At 64.9% G+C, this 20,735-nt stretch carries 12 protein-coding genes; 10 read left to right on the forward strand and 2 right to left on the reverse strand.

Annotated elements, in window-relative coordinates:
* Nucleotides 1-329 precede the first annotated feature (329 nt).
* Complete coding sequence (locus O1R50_RS21240; RefSeq protein ID WP_270112211.1) at nt 330-2,396, forward strand: hypothetical protein; 2,067 nt, start codon at nt 330-332, stop codon at nt 2,394-2,396.
* Nucleotides 2,397-2,483: 87 nt separating this feature from the next.
* Here the strand turns inward: O1R50_RS21240 and O1R50_RS21245 are convergent, their stop codons facing one another.
* Nucleotides 2,484-4,130 carry a DUF6119 family protein gene (locus tag O1R50_RS21245; RefSeq protein WP_270112212.1) on the reverse strand — a complete coding sequence of 549 codons (1,647 nt, stop codon included), beginning with the start codon at nt 4,128-4,130 and terminating at the stop codon, nt 2,484-2,486.
* Between the two features lie 148 nt (nt 4,131-4,278).
* Entirely contained in the window at nt 4,279-5,088 is an 810-nt protein-coding gene (locus O1R50_RS21250) for a hypothetical protein (protein WP_270112213.1), read from the reverse strand.
* 199 nt (nt 5,089-5,287) lie between these two features.
* Between O1R50_RS21250 and O1R50_RS21255 the strand changes: the two genes are divergently transcribed.
* From O1R50_RS21255 to O1R50_RS21295, 9 genes are all read left to right on the forward strand, one after another.
* On the forward strand, nt 5,288-7,432 hold the full coding sequence (locus tag O1R50_RS21255) for a hypothetical protein (protein WP_270112214.1): 2,145 nt from the start codon (nt 5,288-5,290) through the stop codon (nt 7,430-7,432).
* Nucleotides 7,433-7,449: 17 nt separating this feature from the next.
* The gene (locus O1R50_RS21260; protein WP_270112215.1) at nt 7,450-9,087 is read left to right on the forward strand and encodes a class I SAM-dependent DNA methyltransferase; all 1,638 of its coding nucleotides are present in this window, start codon (nt 7,450-7,452) and stop codon (nt 9,085-9,087) included.
* Nucleotides 9,080-10,297, forward strand: coding sequence for a restriction endonuclease subunit S (locus tag O1R50_RS21265; protein ID WP_270112216.1), 1,218 nt, complete (start codon nt 9,080-9,082; stop codon nt 10,295-10,297). The genes O1R50_RS21260 and O1R50_RS21265 overlap by 8 nt, the downstream gene beginning before the upstream one ends.
* Nucleotides 10,294-13,584 (forward strand): type I restriction endonuclease subunit R, encoded by a 3,291-nt coding sequence (locus O1R50_RS21270; protein ID WP_270112218.1) that lies wholly within the window; start codon nt 10,294-10,296, stop codon nt 13,582-13,584. Before O1R50_RS21265 ends, O1R50_RS21270 begins: the two co-directional genes overlap by 4 nt.
* A 119-nt stretch (nt 13,585-13,703) precedes the next feature.
* A complete protein-coding gene (locus O1R50_RS21275; protein WP_270112219.1) occupies nt 13,704-14,372 on the forward strand; it encodes a hypothetical protein in 669 nt (222 codons plus the stop codon).
* Between the two features lie 436 nt (nt 14,373-14,808).
* Nucleotides 14,809-15,060 (forward strand): hypothetical protein, encoded by a 252-nt coding sequence (locus O1R50_RS21280; RefSeq protein ID WP_270112221.1) that lies wholly within the window; start codon nt 14,809-14,811, stop codon nt 15,058-15,060.
* Nucleotides 15,057-15,335, forward strand: a complete 279-nt coding sequence (locus O1R50_RS21285) for a hypothetical protein (protein WP_270112223.1) — start codon at nt 15,057-15,059, stop codon at nt 15,333-15,335. Before O1R50_RS21280 ends, O1R50_RS21285 begins: the two co-directional genes overlap by 4 nt.
* The gene (locus O1R50_RS21290) at nt 15,332-15,628 is read left to right on the forward strand and encodes a hypothetical protein (protein ID WP_270112224.1); all 297 of its coding nucleotides are present in this window, start codon (nt 15,332-15,334) and stop codon (nt 15,626-15,628) included. Before O1R50_RS21285 ends, O1R50_RS21290 begins: the two co-directional genes overlap by 4 nt.
* 192 nt (nt 15,629-15,820) lie before the next feature.
* The gene (locus O1R50_RS21295; RefSeq protein ID WP_270112225.1) at nt 15,821-20,659 is read left to right on the forward strand and encodes a DEAD/DEAH box helicase; all 4,839 of its coding nucleotides are present in this window, start codon (nt 15,821-15,823) and stop codon (nt 20,657-20,659) included.
* Nucleotides 20,660-20,735: the final 76 nt, after the last annotated feature.

Consider the following 20,735-nt stretch of genomic DNA (forward strand, 5'->3'; position numbering starts at 1 on the left):
GCCCGGAGCCGCAATTGCGCGTCGGTGAACCAGTCGATGAACTACCGGTCGGCATGGCGACGCCGAGGACCTGCCGAGCTAGCCGCTTTCGCCCGCTTTGCCGATCAGGACCGCAAGCCCGGCGACGTCAGACGCCGATGAGGACTCACCAAATCCGACTGCGCCGGATATGATCTGGTCACGCTCAGCGAAGGTTCGTCTGGACGACGCGCGCCTTGGCACCCCTCTGCCGACGACCCCCGATGGATGTTCCCTTGGATTCACAATGGTTCGGCGACACCCGTACCGTTCGCACCGCTGTGTACGGTGGCCCTCACTCGGACGACCCCATGTTCCTGCCACTTGAACCGGTTGGCTACGACCGATTCCTGCGCACGCGAAACCGACACGCCTTCTTCTGCGGCCACCAGCTCGGCGGCTGCGGTGGGCGATTGAAGCCTCGGCGCTACAAGGACCGCGTCTGCCACTTCGCGCACGAGTCTTCCTCGAGAGGTCGGCGTTGCAGTCGGTCCCGCATCGGCGAAGACAGTGCGGACCATCTGTTCATCGGCAAGGCATTGAGGATCTGGTTGACAGGCTCCGGAATCGGACATGACGCACCGGAATTCCTTCGAAGGGCAGACGGTCGGGCGATCGCCGTGCAGGTCCGCTTCGGGACGTTGCGCGATCGCCTCATCCATGTCCAATTGGTCCCGATCAGCGGCGAGTACTGGCGTCGGCAGAGGTCCGAGATCGCACAGCGGTTCATCGATCCGGTCCTGATGGTCGTGGAGTCGTCGTTGCTTGCAGAGATCGAAATCAGGGAGGCTGGTCGCGCCGTCGTGCTCAAGTGCGAGACCAACGCTGATGCCCGACGGGTCCTCATTGGGATCCGCCGAGGAAAGAACCCCGCGGACTGGACGACGTTCGATCAATACAGTCTGAACCCCGAAGACATGACCACCCGCGCCTCGACCTCGACGCGGCCGGAACCGGCTCCGTCGGAGACAAGGCGAACGACTCCCAAACCCGCACAGATCCGTGCCCTGCACTCGGGACGCCCGTTGGACGGGACGTCGGCGAAATGTTCGCGATTCCATGCCGACGGCGGCGTTTGCCGCAGGGAGACCACCAACCCCGACGGCTGGTGCCGCAGTCCCGATTGCGGAGGCTTTCGGACCAGCTTCGCCGATCCCCTCCAACGGGGACGCCCGCTGCATGCACCAGGTGAAGGCAACCCGAGAGCACGCCTGTTTCCCTCGGACGTCGACATCGCGCAAGTGCAGGTCGCCGCCAACGCCCGAAACGCGTTCATCCTGAAACACCACGGCGATTTGAAGGAGGCCGCGGTGGAACTGCACGCGATGCTCCGACCATTCCTCGACGGAGGATCGCACTTCCAAATGCCCGACGGGACATGGGTTCTCGACCGCGACGGCTTCCGCCTCATCCTGAACGAAAGGGCCGATATCATCACCGGCTACGACAGCATGCACGCCGAACGCTCCTGGGCACAGGCCCAAGCAGGGGTGCCCTCGCGCCTCGGCCAGCGGGCACGAGCCGAGCGGCGATTCCTGCTCACCCCACGGTCCGACGCACCGATGCCCGAACATGTCGACCCGGAGACCGTACGCGGGCTCGCCGCGGAGCAGTTCGCGGTTACCGCGCTCGCCTGCATCGGCTACGAGAAGCTCAACGCCGCGACCAAAGCCCTCGGCGACCAGCGCTTCATCGACGACCTGTACGCGACCCTCAGTGCGGACCTCGAATCCGGCAAGGTGATCGACGATGGCGGCCAGTTGACCCTCCTCGGGGAGCGGACCTGGTGGGTGCTGGCCGCCACCGAGCCGGCCGTTCTCGGTGTTCACCAGGCGGGTACGCGAGCGCTCGCCCCAGATCCGGAGCACCCCTCCGCGAACGACTCGGACGCTTCGCCGACTGTAGAAATGGAGCCCACCAGTATGGAACCCGCAGCGAAGGCACCCATTTCCCGAGCGGAGTTCGACGCCATGGTCGGCGAACGCATCCAGAAGGAACGCGAAGACTTCCGCCACGAGGCACTGCGGTTCGCGATGCTCGCCGCGCTGCAGGAGCGGGCCCGGAACGAGGGCGGCGCCGCCAACTTCGGAACCTATGTGGACGCCTGGTATGAGAGCGACAGTGAGACCGTGGTGTTCGAGGTCTTGGAGGTCGGCGGCTACGACTACCAGGATTTCCGCAAGGCCGCGCTCGACCTGATGGAGGTCGCCTACCTCCACACGGCAGGACAGGGAGCGACCATGGTCCTGGTCTCCGAGGAGCCACCGCACGAGGAATGGGTTCCGAACACGCTCAGCAACGTCTTCAACGTCAAGGCCGCCTGGAGAAGCGGGCAAACCTGGGATGGGCCCGGAGCCTCGCACATCGTGCAGAACTGACCTGGGACGTCGTAACAGGATTCGGCAGCAATCGGGCAGCGAGCGAGGCGGGGTACTGACACCGGCACCCCGCCATCAACCACCGGGCTACGCCGCGACCGGGTCGATGAGCACGACCTGCACCTTGATCCCCTGGTCCTGCAGTCGCTCCGCGGTCTCGGCGAGGGCGATCTTGGCGAACGGGAACAACGTGTTCACGTCGAGCCGCCTGCCGCCGCGGTGCTTGAACGCGAGCACCACCTTCCGCGGCATGAAGTCGACGGGAACGGTCCTGTTCTTCCCCTCCGCCTCCACCACGGCTGCGAACTGTCGGCGGACCTCCGATGAGCGCAGCGCGTCGACCGAGACCAGGGCCTGCTTGAACAGGTGGCTCAGCGCCGCCGACCCGCTGGCCTGCTTGACATGAATGAGTTCGTCATCCGGGCCGAGCAGGTCGCAGATCTCGACGGCACCGCCGCCGCTCGGGTAGACGAATTTCGTGTCGAGCACCGTCATGCCGGTGCGCTTGCCGACATGCGCCAGGTACGGCTTCTCATGCCATCCATGCGGCCAGCAGGGGAGTTCGATCCCCGAGGGGTCGGTCATCAGGTCCAGGATGAACTCGTCGTGACGGTCGGCGAATCCGGCGTCCATCTCGAGCCACGCGCCGTCCAAGAGATGGAAGCGGCGCGAACCGACACTGGCCGAGGCCTCGATCCACTCGATCGCCGCCGCTCGCCCCAACAGCTCGGTGCGGTCTCGGTCGGCGAACAGCGTGATCCTCCCTGCGCGCAACGCCTGCACACGTGAGCCCGGCTGCTGCACCTCGGTCCGCTGCACGATCGCCTCGATCGACACCTCCTCCACGGGCTTGAGCACGCTGCCGATCCGGATGTCGGCGGCGCGTGCCTGGTCATGGTGTTCCATGCACTCGTTCGGGACGGCGAGTCCGATCTCCTCGACAGCGGAGTCGGCGCAAGCGAGGATCGCGTCGAGCCGCGCATCGAGCGTTTCGCGCAGTTCCGGGTCCCGCACCACCATCAGCTGCTCGGTGAACGCCAGCTCCGGCACCGGGTCCTGCGATTCGAGGATCGTCGCGAGCTCGCGGATGTCGGCCACCAGATCCTCCGGCCGAGTGCCGAAGCGAGTGTTGAGCCCGGTGCCGCCGTCGACGAGCATCCGCTTCCGGCTTCCGCGCCCCGCGGTCAGGTTCAGGCCGTCCACACGCGAACCCAGCCTCGCGACGATGTCCTGGCCCTTGTCCACGAGGATCGACCAGAGCGGCAGCCCTTCCGGTGAGAGCGTCGCATCGATGCGTCCGCGCTGACCGGGCCTGCGGCGCACGATGTTCTTGACGAAATCGGGATCGGCGACGCGGTTGGCAAGGGACAGACCGAATCGCAGGTCCTTGCACCCGGTCGGGATGAAGTGGTACCCCGTGCCGAACCCGAGCGCGTAGACGTGCCGGTCGACCGCGATGACCAGCAGGACGAAACTGCGGTGATCGGTGTACGGGAACGTCATCCCGGTCATGGTCTCGGCGTCGAGGAGCCAGCCCGGCGGGCCTTCGTAAGAGCCGCAGAGCACCAGCGCCGGGCACCCGGCGAGGCTGGTCCGGTAGTGGTCGCCGCCGTCGGCCGCGAGTTGGTCGAGTTTCTCCTTGAACGCGTTGCAGATCGAGTCGAGGTCGGGTTCGACCCCGAAGAGTCGGTACAGCGTCGCCTTGCGGCTGTGGGTGAGCGGCGGGTTCGCCATCGGCGCGCTCGCTTTCTTCGGTGATGAATGCGGTAAATTGTGGTGTGTCATGTGGGCAAGCTCCTGTATCGCCTGTTCATCGGATCGACGAGCGCAGGCTGGGGGATCGGGCCGGTTCAGCCCGGCCGGGGGCTGAACCGGTTGGGGCTCAAGCGTTCGCGAGGGTCCAGTCGCCGTCGGCGTTCACGATGACCAGCGCGGGACCTGCGGTGACCGGAACAGTGCCCTCGTAGGCGCCGATCTCGTTGACCAGCAGGTCCCAGCCGAGGAGCCCGTCGCTGACATACGTGACGATGAAGTTCGCGTCGCCGTCGTGGCTCAGCTGCCAGGTTGCGGCGTCGCCGGTGTACCGGTAGACGCCGTCGCCGCCGGTCTCCTGCGGGAGAGCGAGCTCGGGGGCGTCGACGACGGGAGCGATGGTGATCTCCCAGTCGCCGTCGGCGGTGATTTCCAGGTTGGTGGACTCGCCGCCGAGCCCGGTAATGCCGTAAGCAGTGGTCCCCTCGTAGGAGCCGATGGTGTTCACGGGCAGCTCGGACATGGCGTTGCCCTCGTCGAGGACGGTGAGGATGAAGTTCGACGAACCCGAGTGCGACGCGGTGATGACGCCCTGCGCCGCGGGGATCGCGATCACGCTGTCGCCGGAACCGGACTCGGTCACCGCCTCGAAGACCGGGAACGACTCAGCGAAGTAGTCCGGTTCCGGCGCTTCCTCGGCCGGCGCTTCGGCGGGTTCGCCGCTGTCGTCATCGCCGACGCCGGCTGCGGTGGTGGTCCCGTCCTCGGCGGCCTCGCCGGTCGGGGTGTCCTCGTCACTACTGCCCAGGATCGAACCGAAGCAGGACAGGACGAGGATCGCCGCGATCGTGATCGACCACCAGCGCAGGTACCAGGGCTTCTTGCGAGCCGGGGGCTGCGGGGGCTGGAACTGGGGTTGCGGCCCGGAGTGCTGGGTCATGGGGGTGTCGCCTTTCGCTCGGTGCGTTGCATTGACGACGCCACGTTGGCTTGGCCCGAACCATTGGATGCAAAATTTTCCTGATAACCCCGGTTACCAGACTCGCGACTGTTCTTCATCTTTTGGAATCGGTAAAGTCAGCCGAGAACGCCGGCCCGCGGAGGCCCGCGACGGACGACCGAATGGAAGGAGCAGCGCCATGCACGCCATCGACGACGCAGCGCTCCGCCTTCCCGGCGCGGCCTGGCGGATCACCTCCAGCGAGGTGGCGGCGCTGGCCCGGGTCAAACGCCCCGTCGTCACCAACTGGGCCCGCCGACACCCCGATTTCCCCGCGCCGATCGTCTACGAGAACGGCCGCCCGCTCTTCGACGGATACGAGGTGACCGACTGGCTCCTCGACACCGGGCGAGGGAACGCCGGCCAGGACGACCTGCGCGCCGAGCTCACGCTCCACTCCCTCAACGCTTGGCGGGACACGATGCCCGCCGCAGCATTGGTCGCCGCCCTCTCTGCCCTCATCTGCCTCCGCCAGCAGCTCGACCGGCCGGCCGCCGAGGGGACATGGCAGGACGCGCTCGACCGCGCCGCCCACCTCGACACCGATGACGCGTTCCTGCTCACCGAACTCCGAGCCGTCCCTCCGGAACTCGGCCCCGCCCTTGCGGCCCTTGCCGACGACCTCACCGACGCGGCCTACAACCCGGCCGAAGCGTTCGAATGGGTCATGGACGCCCGCCGCCGCCTCGGCGCACACGACCTCGCCGCAGACTCGCCTGCACCCGCGCTCGCCAAAGCCCTTGCCCGCATCGCCGGTGTCGCGACGCTCGAAGCAGGAGGCGTCGTCGCCGTCCCGCACGTGCGCGCCGGCGATCTTCTTGCCGCACTGCACGACGAGGCCGCCCCGGAGAGCGGCCACACCTTCCTCGCCGCCGACGCTGATGCGGGCCTCGCGCGGCTCACCCGCCGCCGCATGCTCGTGCGCGGGGTCTACGAATTCCAGCTCGACGTTGCCGACGGACCGGACCGCAGCGGGATGGACCTGGCCGTGGACGACTTCGGGGACCCGGAACTGCTCCTGTGCGCCCTGCCGTACGAGTTCGCCGAGACCCGCGACCCGCGCACCGCACTGGAACGGGTCCAGGCCTGCACCGACCTCCTCGCTAACGGCAGCTCGGCCGTCATCCTCGGCCCTGCCGACGCACTCATCGACTCCCTCCCGCAGCGCGGCGCCGCTGACCTCCTGCGCCGCTCGTTCCTCACCGAGGGCCTGCTCAAAGCGGCAGTGAGCCTTCCCGAAGGCGCCCTTCCCTACCGGCCCGGCTACCGCACCGCGATCTGGGTGCTCTCCCGCACCCCCCGCGACGAACGGCGAGGCAGGGTCCTGCTCACCGACCTGTCCGCACAGCCGCTCACCGCATCCGTGCTCGACGACCTCGCCGAGGACATCGCCATCTGGCGCGGCGCGGGCTGGACCACCGATCCCCGCCACGAACCGCGGCACGGCGCCGTCCTGCACGCCACCGTCCTCGCCGAGCGCCCCGGTGCAGCGTTCACGCCGCGGCACCTCTCAGACGCCGACCGCTACTCCCGCACGGTGACCGAACGCCCCGCCCGCATCAGCGAACTCGAAGTCCGCCTCGAGACGCTGACAGAGCAGGCCCGGCACGACGGCGACAACCGCAGCCTGCGAACCCACGCCACGCTCCGCCCGGAGGACAAGCCCGCCCGCCGAACCACGGTGGGCCACCTGCTCAAGTCCCGACGCCTGCGCAAGCTCCCCGGACACCGCATCGCCGCCGCACACCTCAGCAGCAAGGGCCACTATCCCGTGCTCGGCCCCGACGAGGTCATCGGCGCCGCCCCGATCGGAGCCCGCCGCATCGACCGCGAGATCCTGTTCACCGCGTACGAACACGCCGTCTTCACCGAACCAGGAGACATCGTCGTCACCGCCAATCCCCGCTTCGGCGCGATCGTCGACGAGGAAGGACTGTCGGTCGTGGTCTACCCGGCCCGGGTCCTGCGGGTCCGCCCAGAGGCGGTCCGGCCGGTGCAGCCGCGGGTGCTCGCCGCCTTGCTGAGAGCTGCGGCCGCCGAGCATCCGCGCGCGGCCGGCGCGATCCGTGCACCACGTCGCATCGAAGACTTCGCCATACTCGAACTCGAACCTGAAGAAGCCCAGCGATACGAGGACCTGCTCACCCAGATCGCGCGCCGCAGCGCCGCACTCCGCGAACAGACCACCATCCTGGAAGACCTGACCCGTCTCACCGCCGCCGGTCTCCAGGACGGCACACTCGCCATCGCCCCCGACCCGACTTCACCGCACCGCCGAACCTGAAGGAGCACAACGAGACCATGCCCCCCCGCAAGAAGCAACCCTCAGACGATCAAGCTGCCCTGTTCTCCGTCTCCTCGGCCAAGGAGATCCAGGCGATCCTCTGGAAGGCCGCCGACAAGCTCCGCGGCTCGATGGACGCCGCCCAGTACAAGGAGTTCGTGCTGGGGCTGATCTTCCTCAAGTACGTCTCGGACGCGTTCACCGAACGCCGCGAGCAGCTTGCAAAGGAACTCGCCGAAGAAGGCATCACCGAGGACAGGTTGGCCGAGTTCCTGGAGGACCAGGACGAGTACACCGGACACCACGTGTTCTGGGTTCCCGAGACTGCGCGCTGGACCTGGATTGCCGCGAACGCCAAGAGCGGCAACGTCGGCGAGACTCTTGACAAGGCCATGGACGAGATCATGAAGGCCAACCCGTCGCTGACGGGCGTGCTCCCGAAGATCTTCAACAAGGACAACGTCGACCAGAAACGACTGGCCGAGTTGGTCGACCTCATCACCGACGCACGCTTCAGCGGCAATGAGGACAAGCCCGCACAGGACATCCTCGGTGAGGTGTACGAGTACTTCCTCGGCAACTTCGCACGCGCCGAGGGAAAACGCGGCGGCGAGTTCTATACGCCGAGCAGCGTGGTCCGGCTGATTGTGGAGGTGTTGGAGCCTTACGAGGGACGGGTTTACGACCCGGCGTGTGGGTCGGGCGGCATGTTCGTTCAGGCCGCAAAGTTCATTGAGGCGCATCGGGGTCGCGGCCACAAGGCCGATATCTCGGTGTACGGCCAGGAACTCAACGAACGCACCTGGCGCCTCGCAAAGATGAACCTCGCCATCCACGGCATTGACGGCAACCTCGCGCCGCGCTGGGGCGACACCTTCGCCGACGACAAGCACCCCGACCTCAAGGCCGACTACGTCATGGCCAATCCCCCCTTCAACATCAAGGACTGGGCGCGGAGCGAAGGCGACCCGCGGTGGAAGTACGGCGTTCCTCCGAAGGGCAACGCCAACTACGCGTGGTTGCAGCACATGATCAGCAAGTTGGGAGAGCGCGGCACGGCTGGCGTGGTCTTGGCGAATGGCTCGATGAGCAGCCAACAGGGCGGCGAGGGCGAAATTCGGCAGGCGCTGGTGGACGCGGACCTGGTGGCTTGCATGGTGGCTATGCCCTCCCAGCTGTTCCGCACGACGCAGATTCCGGCCTGTCTTTGGTTCTTGGCCAAGGACAAGGGACCGGGCGGCGTTAAAGGGCAGAAGACCCCGGCGACCGACCGCAGAGGCCAGATCCTCTTCATCGACGCCCGCGACATGGGCGAAATGGCCGACAGGACCGAACGCATCCTCACCGACGCTGACCTGGCCAAGATCGCGGGGACGTATCACGCCTGGCGCGGCACGGACAGCGCCAACGCAGCCGGAGACACTTACGCAGATGTACCGGGATTCTGCGCCAGCGCCGACCTGAAGACCGTGCAAGAACACGGATACGTGCTCTCTCCAGGTCGCTATGTTGGAGCGGCTGAAGTGGAGGAAGAGGACGCCGAAGCAGTCGCCGAAAAGATCAAGAGGCTCACAGGAGAGCTGTATGAACTCTTCGACAGATCCGACGAACTGACGAAGACGGTCCGCGAACAGATGGGAAGGATCGATGTTTGACTGGCAGAAGGTTAGTATCGAAGCTCTCGCCGCACCGGGAAAAAATTCTCTGGCAACGGGACCATTCGGTTCTGCAATTGGATCTCGATTCTTTCGCGAAAAGGGTGTACCTGTTATTCGCGGAAGCAATTTGAGTCTTGATGTGGGTAAGCGACTAGTCGACTCGGATGTAGTATTCGTTGATGAATCCAAGGCTGAGGAATTCTCGCGCAGTGTCGCTCGTCGAGGGGATCTAATATTCACATGCTGGGGGACAATCGGGCAGATCGGCTTGGTGGATGAACGGTCTAGATTCGATCGCTATATTGTATCGAACAAGCAAATGAAGCTTACTCCTAACTCTGAAATGGTGGATTCACTTTTCCTGTACTACGCGCTGTCCTCTCCCGGTGCTGTCGCGCAGGTTCAAGGTGCTTCGATTGGCAGTTCCGTGCCAGGATTCAATCTCACTCAGCTTCGAAAAGTAGAGGTGCCCTTGCCTCCGCTTGTGCAGCAGCAATCGATTTCGTCCCTGCTCGGGGCTCTGGACGACAAGATCGCCGTCAACGAGCGCATCGTTTCTACGGCTGACAAGCTGGCGCTGATGCTCGCGTCACTTGAGCAATGGGACGCTCGTGTGCCGCTTTCTGAAATCTGCGATCTCAATAAAATCCAGCAGGCTCCACAGGAAATGTCGGACGAGTTCGTAGATCACTACAGTCTCCCGGCATACGACGATAGAAAAATGCCGGAACGGTGCTCGCCTCAATCAATTAGGAGTGGAAAGTTTGTAGTCGATTCGCCAGCGGTTCTTCTGTCGAAGTTGAATCCGGAAATTCGTCGTGTTTGGGATGTCGATCCTGAGACTGAAGTTCCGGCGCTAGCTTCCACTGAGTTCCTGGTCCTGATACCTCATGACGAAGTCTCAACTCATGACCTCTGGTCGGTGGTGGCGCAGGAATCGTTCTTGAGGGACCTAGCAGCGAAGGTGACTGGGACCTCGAAGAGCCATCAGCGCGTGCGTCCGGCGGAAGTCATGGCGGCTAAAGTCGTCGATCCTCGACAATTTGGAGACGTTGGAAGGCAGATTCGTGGTCTTGCGAAGTCGATTCTAGCCGCGCGCAGGGAGTCGATGGCCTTGAGGGAGTTGCGTGATGCTTTGCTACCGCAGCTCATGTCCGGTCGCCTTCGGGTTAAGGATGCTGAAAAACTTGTAGAGGATGTGACATGACCACCCCTTCCGACATCCCCACCTCCGACGAAGACTCTGAGTTCCGGATCTATGAGCTTGATTGGGAGGATCTTGCTCTCGAGGAGCTTGGCGACCTGGCTTGGCTCCCCGGCGTCGGGACCGAGTTTGCTCCTGGCTCAGGGTATCGCAAGACCTGGGATGACCTCATCCTTTACTCAGACCTCGCCGAAGCCATCGAGCGGCTGAATCCCCAGCTCCCGCCCGAGGCTGTCCGAGAAGCCGTCGCCACCGCCTCGACCCCAGCCTCCCAGGACTCCTACGAGGAGAACCGGGCCGCTCACGAATTCCTCACTTCCGGGGTCCACTCGGTCACCCACACCGATTCCCTCGGGGCTGAACACACCCCCACCATCCGGCTCATCGACCTCGACGACTCCGACGCCAACACCTATCGCGCCGTTCGCCAAGTGACCGTCATCCGCGGCGAGACCAACCGCCGCTTCGACCTCGTCCTCTATGTCAACGGCCTGCCCCTCGCGGTCATCGAAATCAAGCGCGCCGGCGATCCCGGCGCGACCCTCGCCGCCGCGCACACCCAGATCCAGCACTACGCATCCGAGTTCCCTACCGCCTTCCGCTACAACGCGATCGTGCTCCTTTCCGACGGGATCACCGCCAAGTACGGCACCCCGTTCACCCCCTACGAGCACTTTGCGCCCTGGAATGTGGACGACTTCGGTGCCCGCCAAGAGGCCATCGATTCCCTCACCGTCGACAAGGAAGGTCGGATCTCGACGGGCCAGGACCTCGCCCTCCACGGGCTGTTCAACCAGCCGCGCTTTCTCTCCCTAGTCAAGTCCTTCATCAACTTCGTGCCCTCGAAGCGCACGAAGCGGATCGCGAAACCGCACCAGTACTTCGCGGTCACCCGCGCCGCCGACGCCGTACGCCGAGCCGCCGCCAGTGACGGCAAAGCCGGGGTCGTCTGGCACACCCAAGGCTCAGGCAAGTCCGAGGAAATGGTGCTGACGACGAACCTCGTCATGCGCGACCTCGCCCTGCACAACCCCACCGTCGTCGTCATCACCGACCGCACCGACCTTGACGACCAGCTCGTCGAGACCTTCGCCGAGTCGATGATCCTTCCCGGCACGCCGAAGCAGATCAACTCCCGCGCCGAGCTACGCGAGGAACTCGCCGCCCGGCGCACCGGCGGAATCCTGTTCACGACGCTCCAGAAGTTCGGGCGCACTCGCGAGGAGAAGGAGTCCGGGACCGACCATCCCCTCCTCTCCGAGCGGCGCAACATCATCGTCGTGGTCGACGAAGCGCACCGCAGCCACTACGACCACCTCGACGGCTACGCCCGCCACCTGCGCGACGCGCTCCCGCACGCCACGCTCCTCGCCTTCACCGGCACGCCGATCACGTTCGCCGACCGCAACACCCGCGAGGTCTTCGGCGATTACATCGACATCTACGACCTCAAACGGGCCGCCGACGACGGCGCCACCGTGAAGGTCTACCACGAAAGCCGCATCGTCGAGCTCGTCCTTGAAGCAGGCATCGACCCCGCCACCATCGACGCCGAGGCCGACCGGATCACCGATGGCCTGGACGACACCGAGCGCAGCCGCGTCGAGCAGGCCGTGGCCACCATGAACGCGATGTACGGCGCGCCCGCCCGCATCCGCGACCTGACCAGCGATCTGGTCGACCACTGGGAGCAACGGCGCGAAGTGATGCTGCCGTTCGTCGCCGACGAGGACGACGCACCGGACGGAGCTCCCGGCAAGGCCATGATCGTGTGTGCCACCCGCGAGATCTGCGTCCGCGTCTACAACGCACTGCGCGAACTGCGGCCCGAGTGGCACGACGACGACCCTCTCAAGGGCGCTATGAAGATCGTGTTCTCCACCGACTCCCGCAAGGACCCCGAGCACTTCAAGCCCCACACCTTGCGCGACTCGGTGCGCAAGAAGGTCATCAACCGCGCCAAGGCCCCCGACGACGAACTCCAGCTCCTCATCGTCAACAACATGCTGCTCACCGGGTTCGACGCGCCGCCGATCCACACCATGTACCTGGACCGCCCTATGCAGGGCGCCGGTCTCATGCAGGCTCTCGCCCGCGTCAACCGCCGTCACCGCCGCAAAGCGGACGGCCTGCTGGTCGGCTACGCGCCGCTCACCGAGAACCTTCAGAAGGCCATCCTCGAATACTCCGAGGCCGACCGGGGCGACCGCACCCTCGGCCAGGACATCGACCGCGCCCTCGATGAGCTCCGCAACGAATACGACATCCTCGACGGGATGCTGCACGGCTGGAACTGGCGCGAACGCCTCGCCTCTCCACGCCCTCGCGCGTACCTCGAAGCGGCCTACACGACCGCCAACTACCTGCTCGACCCCGCGACCCCCGGCAACAATCCCGACGAGCTCGACGAGCCCGGCCAGACCCTCACTCGCCGCTTCCGCGAGCACGGCTACCGGCTGGAGCGGTTCTTCGCCCTCGCCGGGTCCTCCGCCGACATCGGCTCCCGCTTCGGCGACCAGCCGCATTGGAAGCGCGACATCCAGTTCCTCGTCGAGGTCCGCACCTACATGGCGAAGCTCGACTCGGCGAACCGCGAAGCGCGTGGGCTTCCCGTCGCGCGTGATGTCGCCCGGTACCTGGAACACCTCACCTCCGCCGTCGTCGAGACCGGCGGCATCACCGATCTGTTCTCCGAAGCGGGCCTTGAGAAGGCCGACCTCACGCACCTCAACGACGCCCTCGTCCACCGCCTCGCCAACAGCCAGACCCCGCACCTCGCCGCCGAGGCCCTGCGTCGGCTCGTCGAGCAGAAGATGCGGGAGCAGACCCGGCACAACATCGTGCGCCAGACCGCGTTCTCCGAACGCCTCCAAGACCTCATGGCCAAGTACATGCGCCAGCAGCTCACCAGCGCCGAGATCATCGCCGGCCTGGTCGAGATGGCGAAGCAGATCGCCGAGGACGCCCGTCGCGGCGAGCAGTTCACCCCGCCGCTCAGCAATGACGAACTCGCCTTCTACGACGCCGTAGCCGATCTCGGCAGCGCCCGAGAACTCATGGGCGACGAAGTCCTCTCCGGCATCGCCCGCGACCTGGTCGTCCAGGTCCGCAAGAACCTCAAGCCGGACTGGATCTCCCGCGAACCGATCCGCGCCAACCTCCGCTCGACCATCAAGCGCCTCCTCGCCCGACACGGCTACCCGCCCGAACAATCCGAGGACGCGATCAAGCTGGTGCTGCGCCAGATGGAGCACTTCGCCAACGAATGGTCCACCGACCCCACGTCTTGAGGAACGGCCTCCCTCGCGAGTTCCCCGCAAAAGCATTGCCCCGCATACAATGTCGATGATTTGCCCGATTCGAACGTCGCGCCCCTGGGCGCTGTACCCCACCGAGAACGGACATCCTCATGAACACTCCGAACGAACCCGACCTGGCCGAGCGTCTTGATGATGCGATCGCACTGGCTGAAGATGACGTCAAGAGGGCGCTCGAAGCAGCGACCGAATCCTACGGCTGGACGATCAACGCCTTGACCCTTGGCGACTACCTGTCCGAACAAAAGCCCGCCATCGTAGGCGAGTGGATCAGCTGGGTCGAAGCACTCGCGACGATCGACTTCCACACACGCGCAATCGCCTGGGCTGAGCTGGTCGCCTTGCGAGATGGTGTCGGATCAGCGGACTCGAAAATCGTTGAAGCCCCGCTGTTGACGCTCGCGGAGCTCGAGAAGGAGTACCCGTTCGAAGGGATCGACGAGATCACCGAGGAGGAACGCGACCCTGACGAAGTCCGCGGGGATCGGGTTGGCAGGTGCCACCACGTCCTTGAGAATCAGCTGTCCTACCTTGAGGACCAGGGCGGCCATCTCAGATGGGCCGCCAGTGTCGGCAATACGGACCAAGTCGTGGAGGCGCTCGCAGCGATCGATCGAACCGCCTCGGCCATGGCGCGCGCATACGGTCTCTGGATGCGCCACCTTGAACCGATCTGGTCACCTCCCACTGGAGCGCCTGATGACATCGCTGCGGAGTACGGAGATTGGACCGCGTTCGCGGCGTTCATAAACGCGGAGTAGTTGCTGCTTCGGCCTTGGAGCCGAGCACTTCCCGCTCTATACCCGCGTTCGGCCGAGCGATGACAAGGCTGCCCTGCGCCCGTGAGGAACAGCGGGCGCGATCGCTGCTGTTCGGCTCTGCCACAAGGGCTCGCGATCGGAGCGTGCTCGTCCGCAGGGGCGACACGAGCTCGCTCCTCAACGGCTTGCGAGTGTGATTCCGCCTACGGTGTTGGCGGAGAGGGAGCTCCGTCAGGCGTAGTACGACCGCCCGAACTAGACGCTTTCGTCTAGAAGGCGTGTCGTGCCTTGAAAACGTCGAAAGGACGTGGAACAGTTTCAGCACGCGTGTATCACGCGTCCCAGAGAACCAACTGAATAGAAACGCGGCGGGCCGCCGCACCTCCAACGCCAATCAGAGCCGGCGGCCCGCCCCTTACCAGAGAGGAAACCTCCCGTGGTCCGCTCCAGCCTACGCTATGACCCGGTCCCAGCCTCGGTCAAAATCGACCTCGAACTCCACAAGCCCTACCGCACCTGGTTCGGCCTCGGCCGCTTGCGCTGCGAGTGGTGCCACCACAAGTGGGGAGCCCACGGCTGCCCGAAACGCCGCAGCGCTGTGAAGCTCCTCGCCGCCCACATCAACTCCGACTCGCTGCGGGACGTCCTCACGACCCTCGTCGGGTTCTCCTGGGGCGGTGCAGTATGAACCCCGAACGCATCGTCCTGGGCCGCTTCACCCTTGAGCACCGCCGCATCGAGGTCTACCAACTCGCCGGAGGCTCGACGTCCTCCGTCCGCCTGCGCCGCATCGCACCGGAACCCGCCGTTGACCTCGGCTATATCAACCGCATCGGCTCCCCGTTCGCGCGTCTCCACCTCTACCGCGCCGAATGGCCCACCGCGCTCCGCCGCGTCGCCAAGGAGAAAGCCACCGCGATCTGGCACCACGCCGCCCGCCACGAAGCGGAGGTCGAAGGATGACCCTGCGCTTCGCCGACGGCCTGCCCGTCCTCGGCTATCTCGAGCTCGACGACCGATCCCTGACCTTTGCCTGGAACTGGCACGAACCGGTGCTCCGCGTGACCTTCACCGAGGACGACCCGCCCCTCATCGGCCACGTCACCCACCTCGACTGCCTCCCGCGCCTCGCCGCCGCCCCCGACAACCTCGCCTGGCTGGGCCAAGGCGATCCGGCCCGCACCCGGGCGGTCCTGGATCACGCGATCGACCTGTGGCGCAGGAAAGAGCGCCTGTTCCGTGACTGCGAGGGCTGATTCCCATGCGGACTCGTACGACCGGCCCGCAGGCCGCTGCAGCGCGGGCTCGTCCACCGCCCCTTGGCAGTTCGGCCCGAATTTGAGGGTTGTAGACAGACGCGCAATACGCTAACGTCTCTCACGTAATGGAGGCGTTACGCAAAGTGGTGGGCAAGTCTGACGCCGTTCCTTCCCCTGGGAGGCAGCGCCATGGCCGGAACCGTCCGAGACATCCTCGACCACATTCGCGAGACCTCTCAGAGCAACGCGGAGCGCGGCCGTCGATTCGAGCAGCTCATGCTCGCGTTCTTCCGTACCGATCCGCAATGGAGACAGCAGTTTTCCGAAGTGTGGATGTGGGCTGATTCCCCTCTCGCCGAGCACAACGCCACCGACACCGGTATCGACCTCGTCGCCCGCGAAGCGGGATCCGAAGCGTTCTGCGCGATTCAGTGCAAGTTCTACGGACCGGACAAGGTCATCCGCAAGGCCGACCTCGACTCCTTCTTCACCGCCTCAGGAAAGCGAGGCATCAACCGCCGCATCATCGTCTCGAGCACCGACAAGTGGGGCCCGAACGCCGAGGCCGCACTCGTGGACCAGCAGGTCGAGGTGACCAGGGTCGGCATGTCCCAACTCGACACGAGCCCGATCGACTGGGACAAGGTCGCCTCCGAATACGCATGGGCCGAAGGAGAGCGCCTCGGCCCGCAGTACCTGCACGCCAAGAAGGCGCTCATGCCGCATCAAGAGGAGGCGATCGAAGCAGTTCTCAGCGGGTTCGAGACGCACGACCGTGGCCGAGTTACCATGGCCTGCGGTACGGGCAAGACCCTGACCTCGCTCAAGATCGCCGAACGACTCGCCTCCACGTTGGAGGATCCGCTCAGTGTGCTGGTCCTCGTGCCCTCGATCGCCTTGTTGTCTCAGACGATCCGCGAATGGGTCTCCGAAGCCGAGACCGCCCTGCGGCCGTTCGCGGTCTGCTCGGACCCGAAGGTCTCCAAGCACGCCAAGCAGACCGACTCCGGAGACCAGTCGGTGCACGACCTCGCCCTGCCCGCCACGACGAGCGCCGCGAAGCTCGTCGATCGGATTCGCAGCGGCGACTACGGGCCCGGCATGACAGCGGTCTTCTGCACCTACCAGTCCCTGCCGACCATCGCCGCAGCCCAAGCCGCCGGCCTCGACGCGTTCGACCTCGTCGTCTGCGACGAGGCGCACCGCACCACCGGTGCCGCCCTGACCGATCGGGATGAATCCAACTTCATCCGAATCCACGATCCGGCCTACATCGCGGCCGAACGGCGCCTCTACATGACCGCTACACCGCGGATCTATACGGAGCCCGCCAAAGCCGAGGCTCAACGGAGGAGCGTCGAGCTCTGCTCGATGGACGACGAGGCGAGATTCGGGCCCGAGTTCCACAAGCTGGGCTTCGGGGAAGCGGTCGAAGCCGGACTCCTCGCGGACTACAAGGTCCTGGTGCTGGGCGTCGATGCGGGCTACGCGGCCAGGACCATGCAGGTGGAGCTAGCGGACGACAACATGGAACTCAACGTCGCCGATGCAGCCAAGATCATCGGAGTCTGGAACGGCCTGCGCAAGCGCCTCGGGCCCTCGATCGAGGAGAACGGGTTCCGCCCCGGGGAGACGCCCATGCGGCGCGCCGTCGCCTTCGCGCGGAACATCGCCGCATCGAAGCACCTGACCGAAGTCTTCCCACAGGTGACCGAGCGGCTCGGCGCGTCGCCCGAGGGCGGTCTGCGTTGCGAGATCGAGCATGTCGACGGCACGATGAACGCCCTGGAACGCGGCAGGGCACTCGAATGGCTGAAGTCCGACCCCGGCGAGGGGACCGCCCGGATCCTCTCCAACGCCCGATGCCTGTCCGAGGGCGTGGACGTGCCGGCGCTCGACGCGGTGCTGTTCCTGCACCCGCGTAACTCGGTCATCGACATCATCCAGGCAGTGGGACGGGTGATGCGACGAGCTCCGGGCAAGGATTACGGGTACATCATCCTGCCCGTCGCCGTCCCGGAAGGCGTTCCCCCGAACGAGGCCCTCGACGACAACGAGCGCTACAGGGCGGTGTGGCAGGTCCTCAACGCCCTTCGCTCCCATGACGACCGGTTCAACGCGGAAGTCAACCGGATCGGACTCAACAAGTCCCGCTCCGATCGGATCAAGATCGGACACATCGCCGACGACCACGACCCGAGCGAACTCGGCACCCTCGTACAGGCGGCCCGGGACGGCATCCCGTCGGTCGAAGAGTGGCGCAACGCCATCTACGCACGGATCGTGCAAAAGGTCGGCACCCGGGCCTACTGGAAGGAATGGGCCAGAGACATCGCGGCCATCGCGGGCAGCCACATGACCCGTATCCGAAACGCCCTCGACCTGCCGGGCAGGCGAGCAGTGCTCGACTCGTTCGTCGCAGCCCTGCGCTCGAACCTCAACCCCTCCATCACAGAGCATGATGCGATCGAGATGCTCGCACAGCATCTGATCACGAAACCGGTCTTCGACGCCCTCTTCGAACAGTACGAGTTCGCAGCCCACAACCCGGTCTCCGCGGCCATGGAGACCGTGCTCGAAGCCTTGGACGACCAGGCACTGGACTCGGAGCGCGATACGCTCAAACGGTTCTACGAGCAAGTCCGGACCCACATCGAAGGCATCAACAACCCTGCGGGGCGTCAGAAGGTCCTTCTGGAGCTGTACGAGCAGTTCTTCAAGAACGCCATGCCGGAAGTGTCCGATCGACTCGGGATCGTCTACACCCCTGTCGAAGTCGTGGACTTCATTCTTCACCTCACCGATCAAGCCCTGCGGAAGTACCTCGGTGCCACGCTGAGCGACGAAGGGGTCCAGGTGATCGACCCGTTCGCGGGCACCGGCTCATTCCTCGTCAGGCTTCTCCAATCGGGCCTCGTCCGCCCTGAGGATCTCGTCAGGAAGTACGGCAGTGAACTGCACGCGAACGAGATCGTCCTGCTCGCCTACTACATCGCCGCCGTCAACATCGAAGAGGCGTTCCACGGCAGGTCTGGGGAGGCGGGCTACCGGCCGTTCGACGGCATGGTCTTGACCGACACGTTCCAGCTCTACGAAAGCCGGCCTGAGGCCTCGGACGGTGTGCTCGGCGGCAACACCGAACGCGCGGTGCGCCAGCAGAGCGTCCCCATCATCGTCGTCATCGGCAATCCGCCGTACTCCGTCGGCCAGAACAACCAGAACGACGGCAACCAGAACCTGAAGTACCCCGAGCTCGACCGGCGCATCCGCGAGACATACGCGGCCAAGTCGACCGCCACCAACAAGAACTCGCTCTATGACTCGTACGTGCGCGCGCTGCGCTGGGCGAGCGACCGGATCGAGGACGACGGTGTGATCTGCCTCGTCCTGAACAACGGATTCATTGACGGGAACTCCGCGGCAGGACTGCGCCGAACCCTCACCGAGGAGTTCGACGCTATCTACTGCTTCAACCTCCGAGGTAACCAGCGGACCGCCGGTGAGCTCTCGAAGAAGGAGGGCGGGAAGATCTTCGGTTCGAGCAGCCGGGCGGGGGTCGCGGTGCTCCTGCTTGTCAAAGGCGGCAGTGCGGCTGAAGGTGAAGCGTGCCGCCTCTTCTATCGGGACGTCGGCGACTACCACGATCGGAAGCGCAAGCTGGAGATCGTGGCGAATGGCACAGACCTGGTCCGGGCGAAAGGCCTGGACGCGCTTGGATGGCAGCAGCTCGACCCGGAAACAGATGGCGACTGGATCAATATAAGAGACAAGCGCTTCCAGAGTTTCCGCATGCTGGGGCAGACGATTGGGTCTGGAGAAGTCGACTCTCCGATCTTCGGGGTGCGTTCCCGAGGCCTCTCAACCGGCCGCGATGCTTGGGTCTACAACTTCTCCAATGCCTCGGTGGTCGGCAACGTACAGTCAATGATCGACTACTACAACGGTCAGGTGGAGCGACTGGAATCCTCCAGCGGAGGATGCGCGGCCAGGGCGTCGGCAGCTGAAGTGGACGAAACACTTTTCGTCACCGACCGGAGTCGTTTCAGTTGGAACAGGGTGGACCGAGGAAGGCTGCGGCGAGGCGTGCGACTCCGGTTCGATGAACACCGGGTTTTCGAAGCGACTTACCGCCCGTTCACCAAACAGCACGTCTACCTAACGGCTGAGACCAGCGACTGTGTCTACCAGCTGGACCGACTGTTTCCCGATACTGACGTCAGTAACGTGGGCTTCTATACCGTCGGCGCAGGCTCTGCGGTCCCGTTCTCGGTTCTGGTGACCGCTGCCGTTCCGAACCTGCATGTGACCGGAGCTGGCAGCGGTGGTCAGTTCTTCCCACGTTTCACCTACCACGAGAACGTGCCCGGTGGAACGCTGTTCGATCAGGGGCCTTCCCAGTACACACGGGAAGACAACATCACTGACGTCGCCCTGATGGACTACCAGGAAACCTACCGCGACGGTTCGATCTCCAAGGACGACATCTTCCACTACGTCTATGGCATCCTGCATTCGCCGGAATACCGCTCGGAGTTCGAAGCGGACCTGCGGAAGTCGCTGCCTCGCATCCCCAAAGTCGCGCGGTTCCACGAATTCGCCCGCTCAGGCAGTCGGCTCATGCGGCTGCACCTCGCCTACGAGACGGTCGAGCCGTACGCTGGCATCCGGGAAGTCCTCAGGGAGACCGCCACGACCGACCCTAGGGAGCTCTATCGCGTGGCCCGCAAGATGCGATTCGCGTCCAAGCAGGATCGCACCCGGATCGTATACAACTCCCATGTCACGCTTGCCGACATCCCGGAAGCCGCTTATCTCTACCAGATCGGTTCACGGTCGGCCGTCGAGTGGATCATGGACCGCTACTACGTCCGCACCGACAAGGCCAGCGGCATCGTCAACGATCCCAACGACTGGTCCGAGGATCCGCGCTACATCGTCGACCTGCTCAAGAGGATCGTGACCGTGAGCCTGGAGACCATGAAGATCGTCGACGCCCTCCCTGCGCTCGAGATCCTTCCGGACCAATAAGACACCCAACGTAGCAGAGTCGGTTCGGTCGAACCTTTTCCCTGGTGTTGGAAGCAGCCGTTCAGGAACGGTCGAG

It is taken from the genome of Glycomyces luteolus (assembly GCF_027622875.1).
In the GTDB taxonomy this organism is placed as follows: domain Bacteria; phylum Actinomycetota; class Actinomycetes; order Mycobacteriales; family Micromonosporaceae; genus Glycomyces; species Glycomyces luteolus.

What these genes read in the sequence shown, in the direction of transcription:
- O1R50_RS21240 (WP_270112211.1), top strand. Translation starts at nt 330, where the DNA reads ATGTTCCTGCCACTTGAACCGGTTGGCTACGACCGATTCCTGCGCACG.
- O1R50_RS21245 (WP_270112212.1), bottom strand. Translation starts at nt 4,130, where the DNA reads ATGGCGAACCCGCCGCTCACCCACAGCCGCAAGGCGACGCTGTACCGA.
- O1R50_RS21250 (WP_270112213.1), bottom strand. Translation starts at nt 5,088, where the DNA reads ATGACCCAGCACTCCGGGCCGCAACCCCAGTTCCAGCCCCCGCAGCCC.
- O1R50_RS21255 (WP_270112214.1), top strand. Translation starts at nt 5,288, where the DNA reads ATGCACGCCATCGACGACGCAGCGCTCCGCCTTCCCGGCGCGGCCTGG.
- O1R50_RS21260 (WP_270112215.1), top strand. Translation starts at nt 7,450, where the DNA reads ATGCCCCCCCGCAAGAAGCAACCCTCAGACGATCAAGCTGCCCTGTTC.
- O1R50_RS21265 (WP_270112216.1), top strand. Translation starts at nt 9,080, where the DNA reads ATGTTTGACTGGCAGAAGGTTAGTATCGAAGCTCTCGCCGCACCGGGA.
- O1R50_RS21270 (WP_270112218.1), top strand. Translation starts at nt 10,294, where the DNA reads ATGACCACCCCTTCCGACATCCCCACCTCCGACGAAGACTCTGAGTTC.
- O1R50_RS21275 (WP_270112219.1), top strand. Translation starts at nt 13,704, where the DNA reads ATGAACACTCCGAACGAACCCGACCTGGCCGAGCGTCTTGATGATGCG.
- O1R50_RS21285 (WP_270112223.1), top strand. Translation starts at nt 15,057, where the DNA reads ATGAACCCCGAACGCATCGTCCTGGGCCGCTTCACCCTTGAGCACCGC.
- O1R50_RS21290 (WP_270112224.1), top strand. Translation starts at nt 15,332, where the DNA reads ATGACCCTGCGCTTCGCCGACGGCCTGCCCGTCCTCGGCTATCTCGAG.
- O1R50_RS21295 (WP_270112225.1), top strand. Translation starts at nt 15,821, where the DNA reads ATGGCCGGAACCGTCCGAGACATCCTCGACCACATTCGCGAGACCTCT.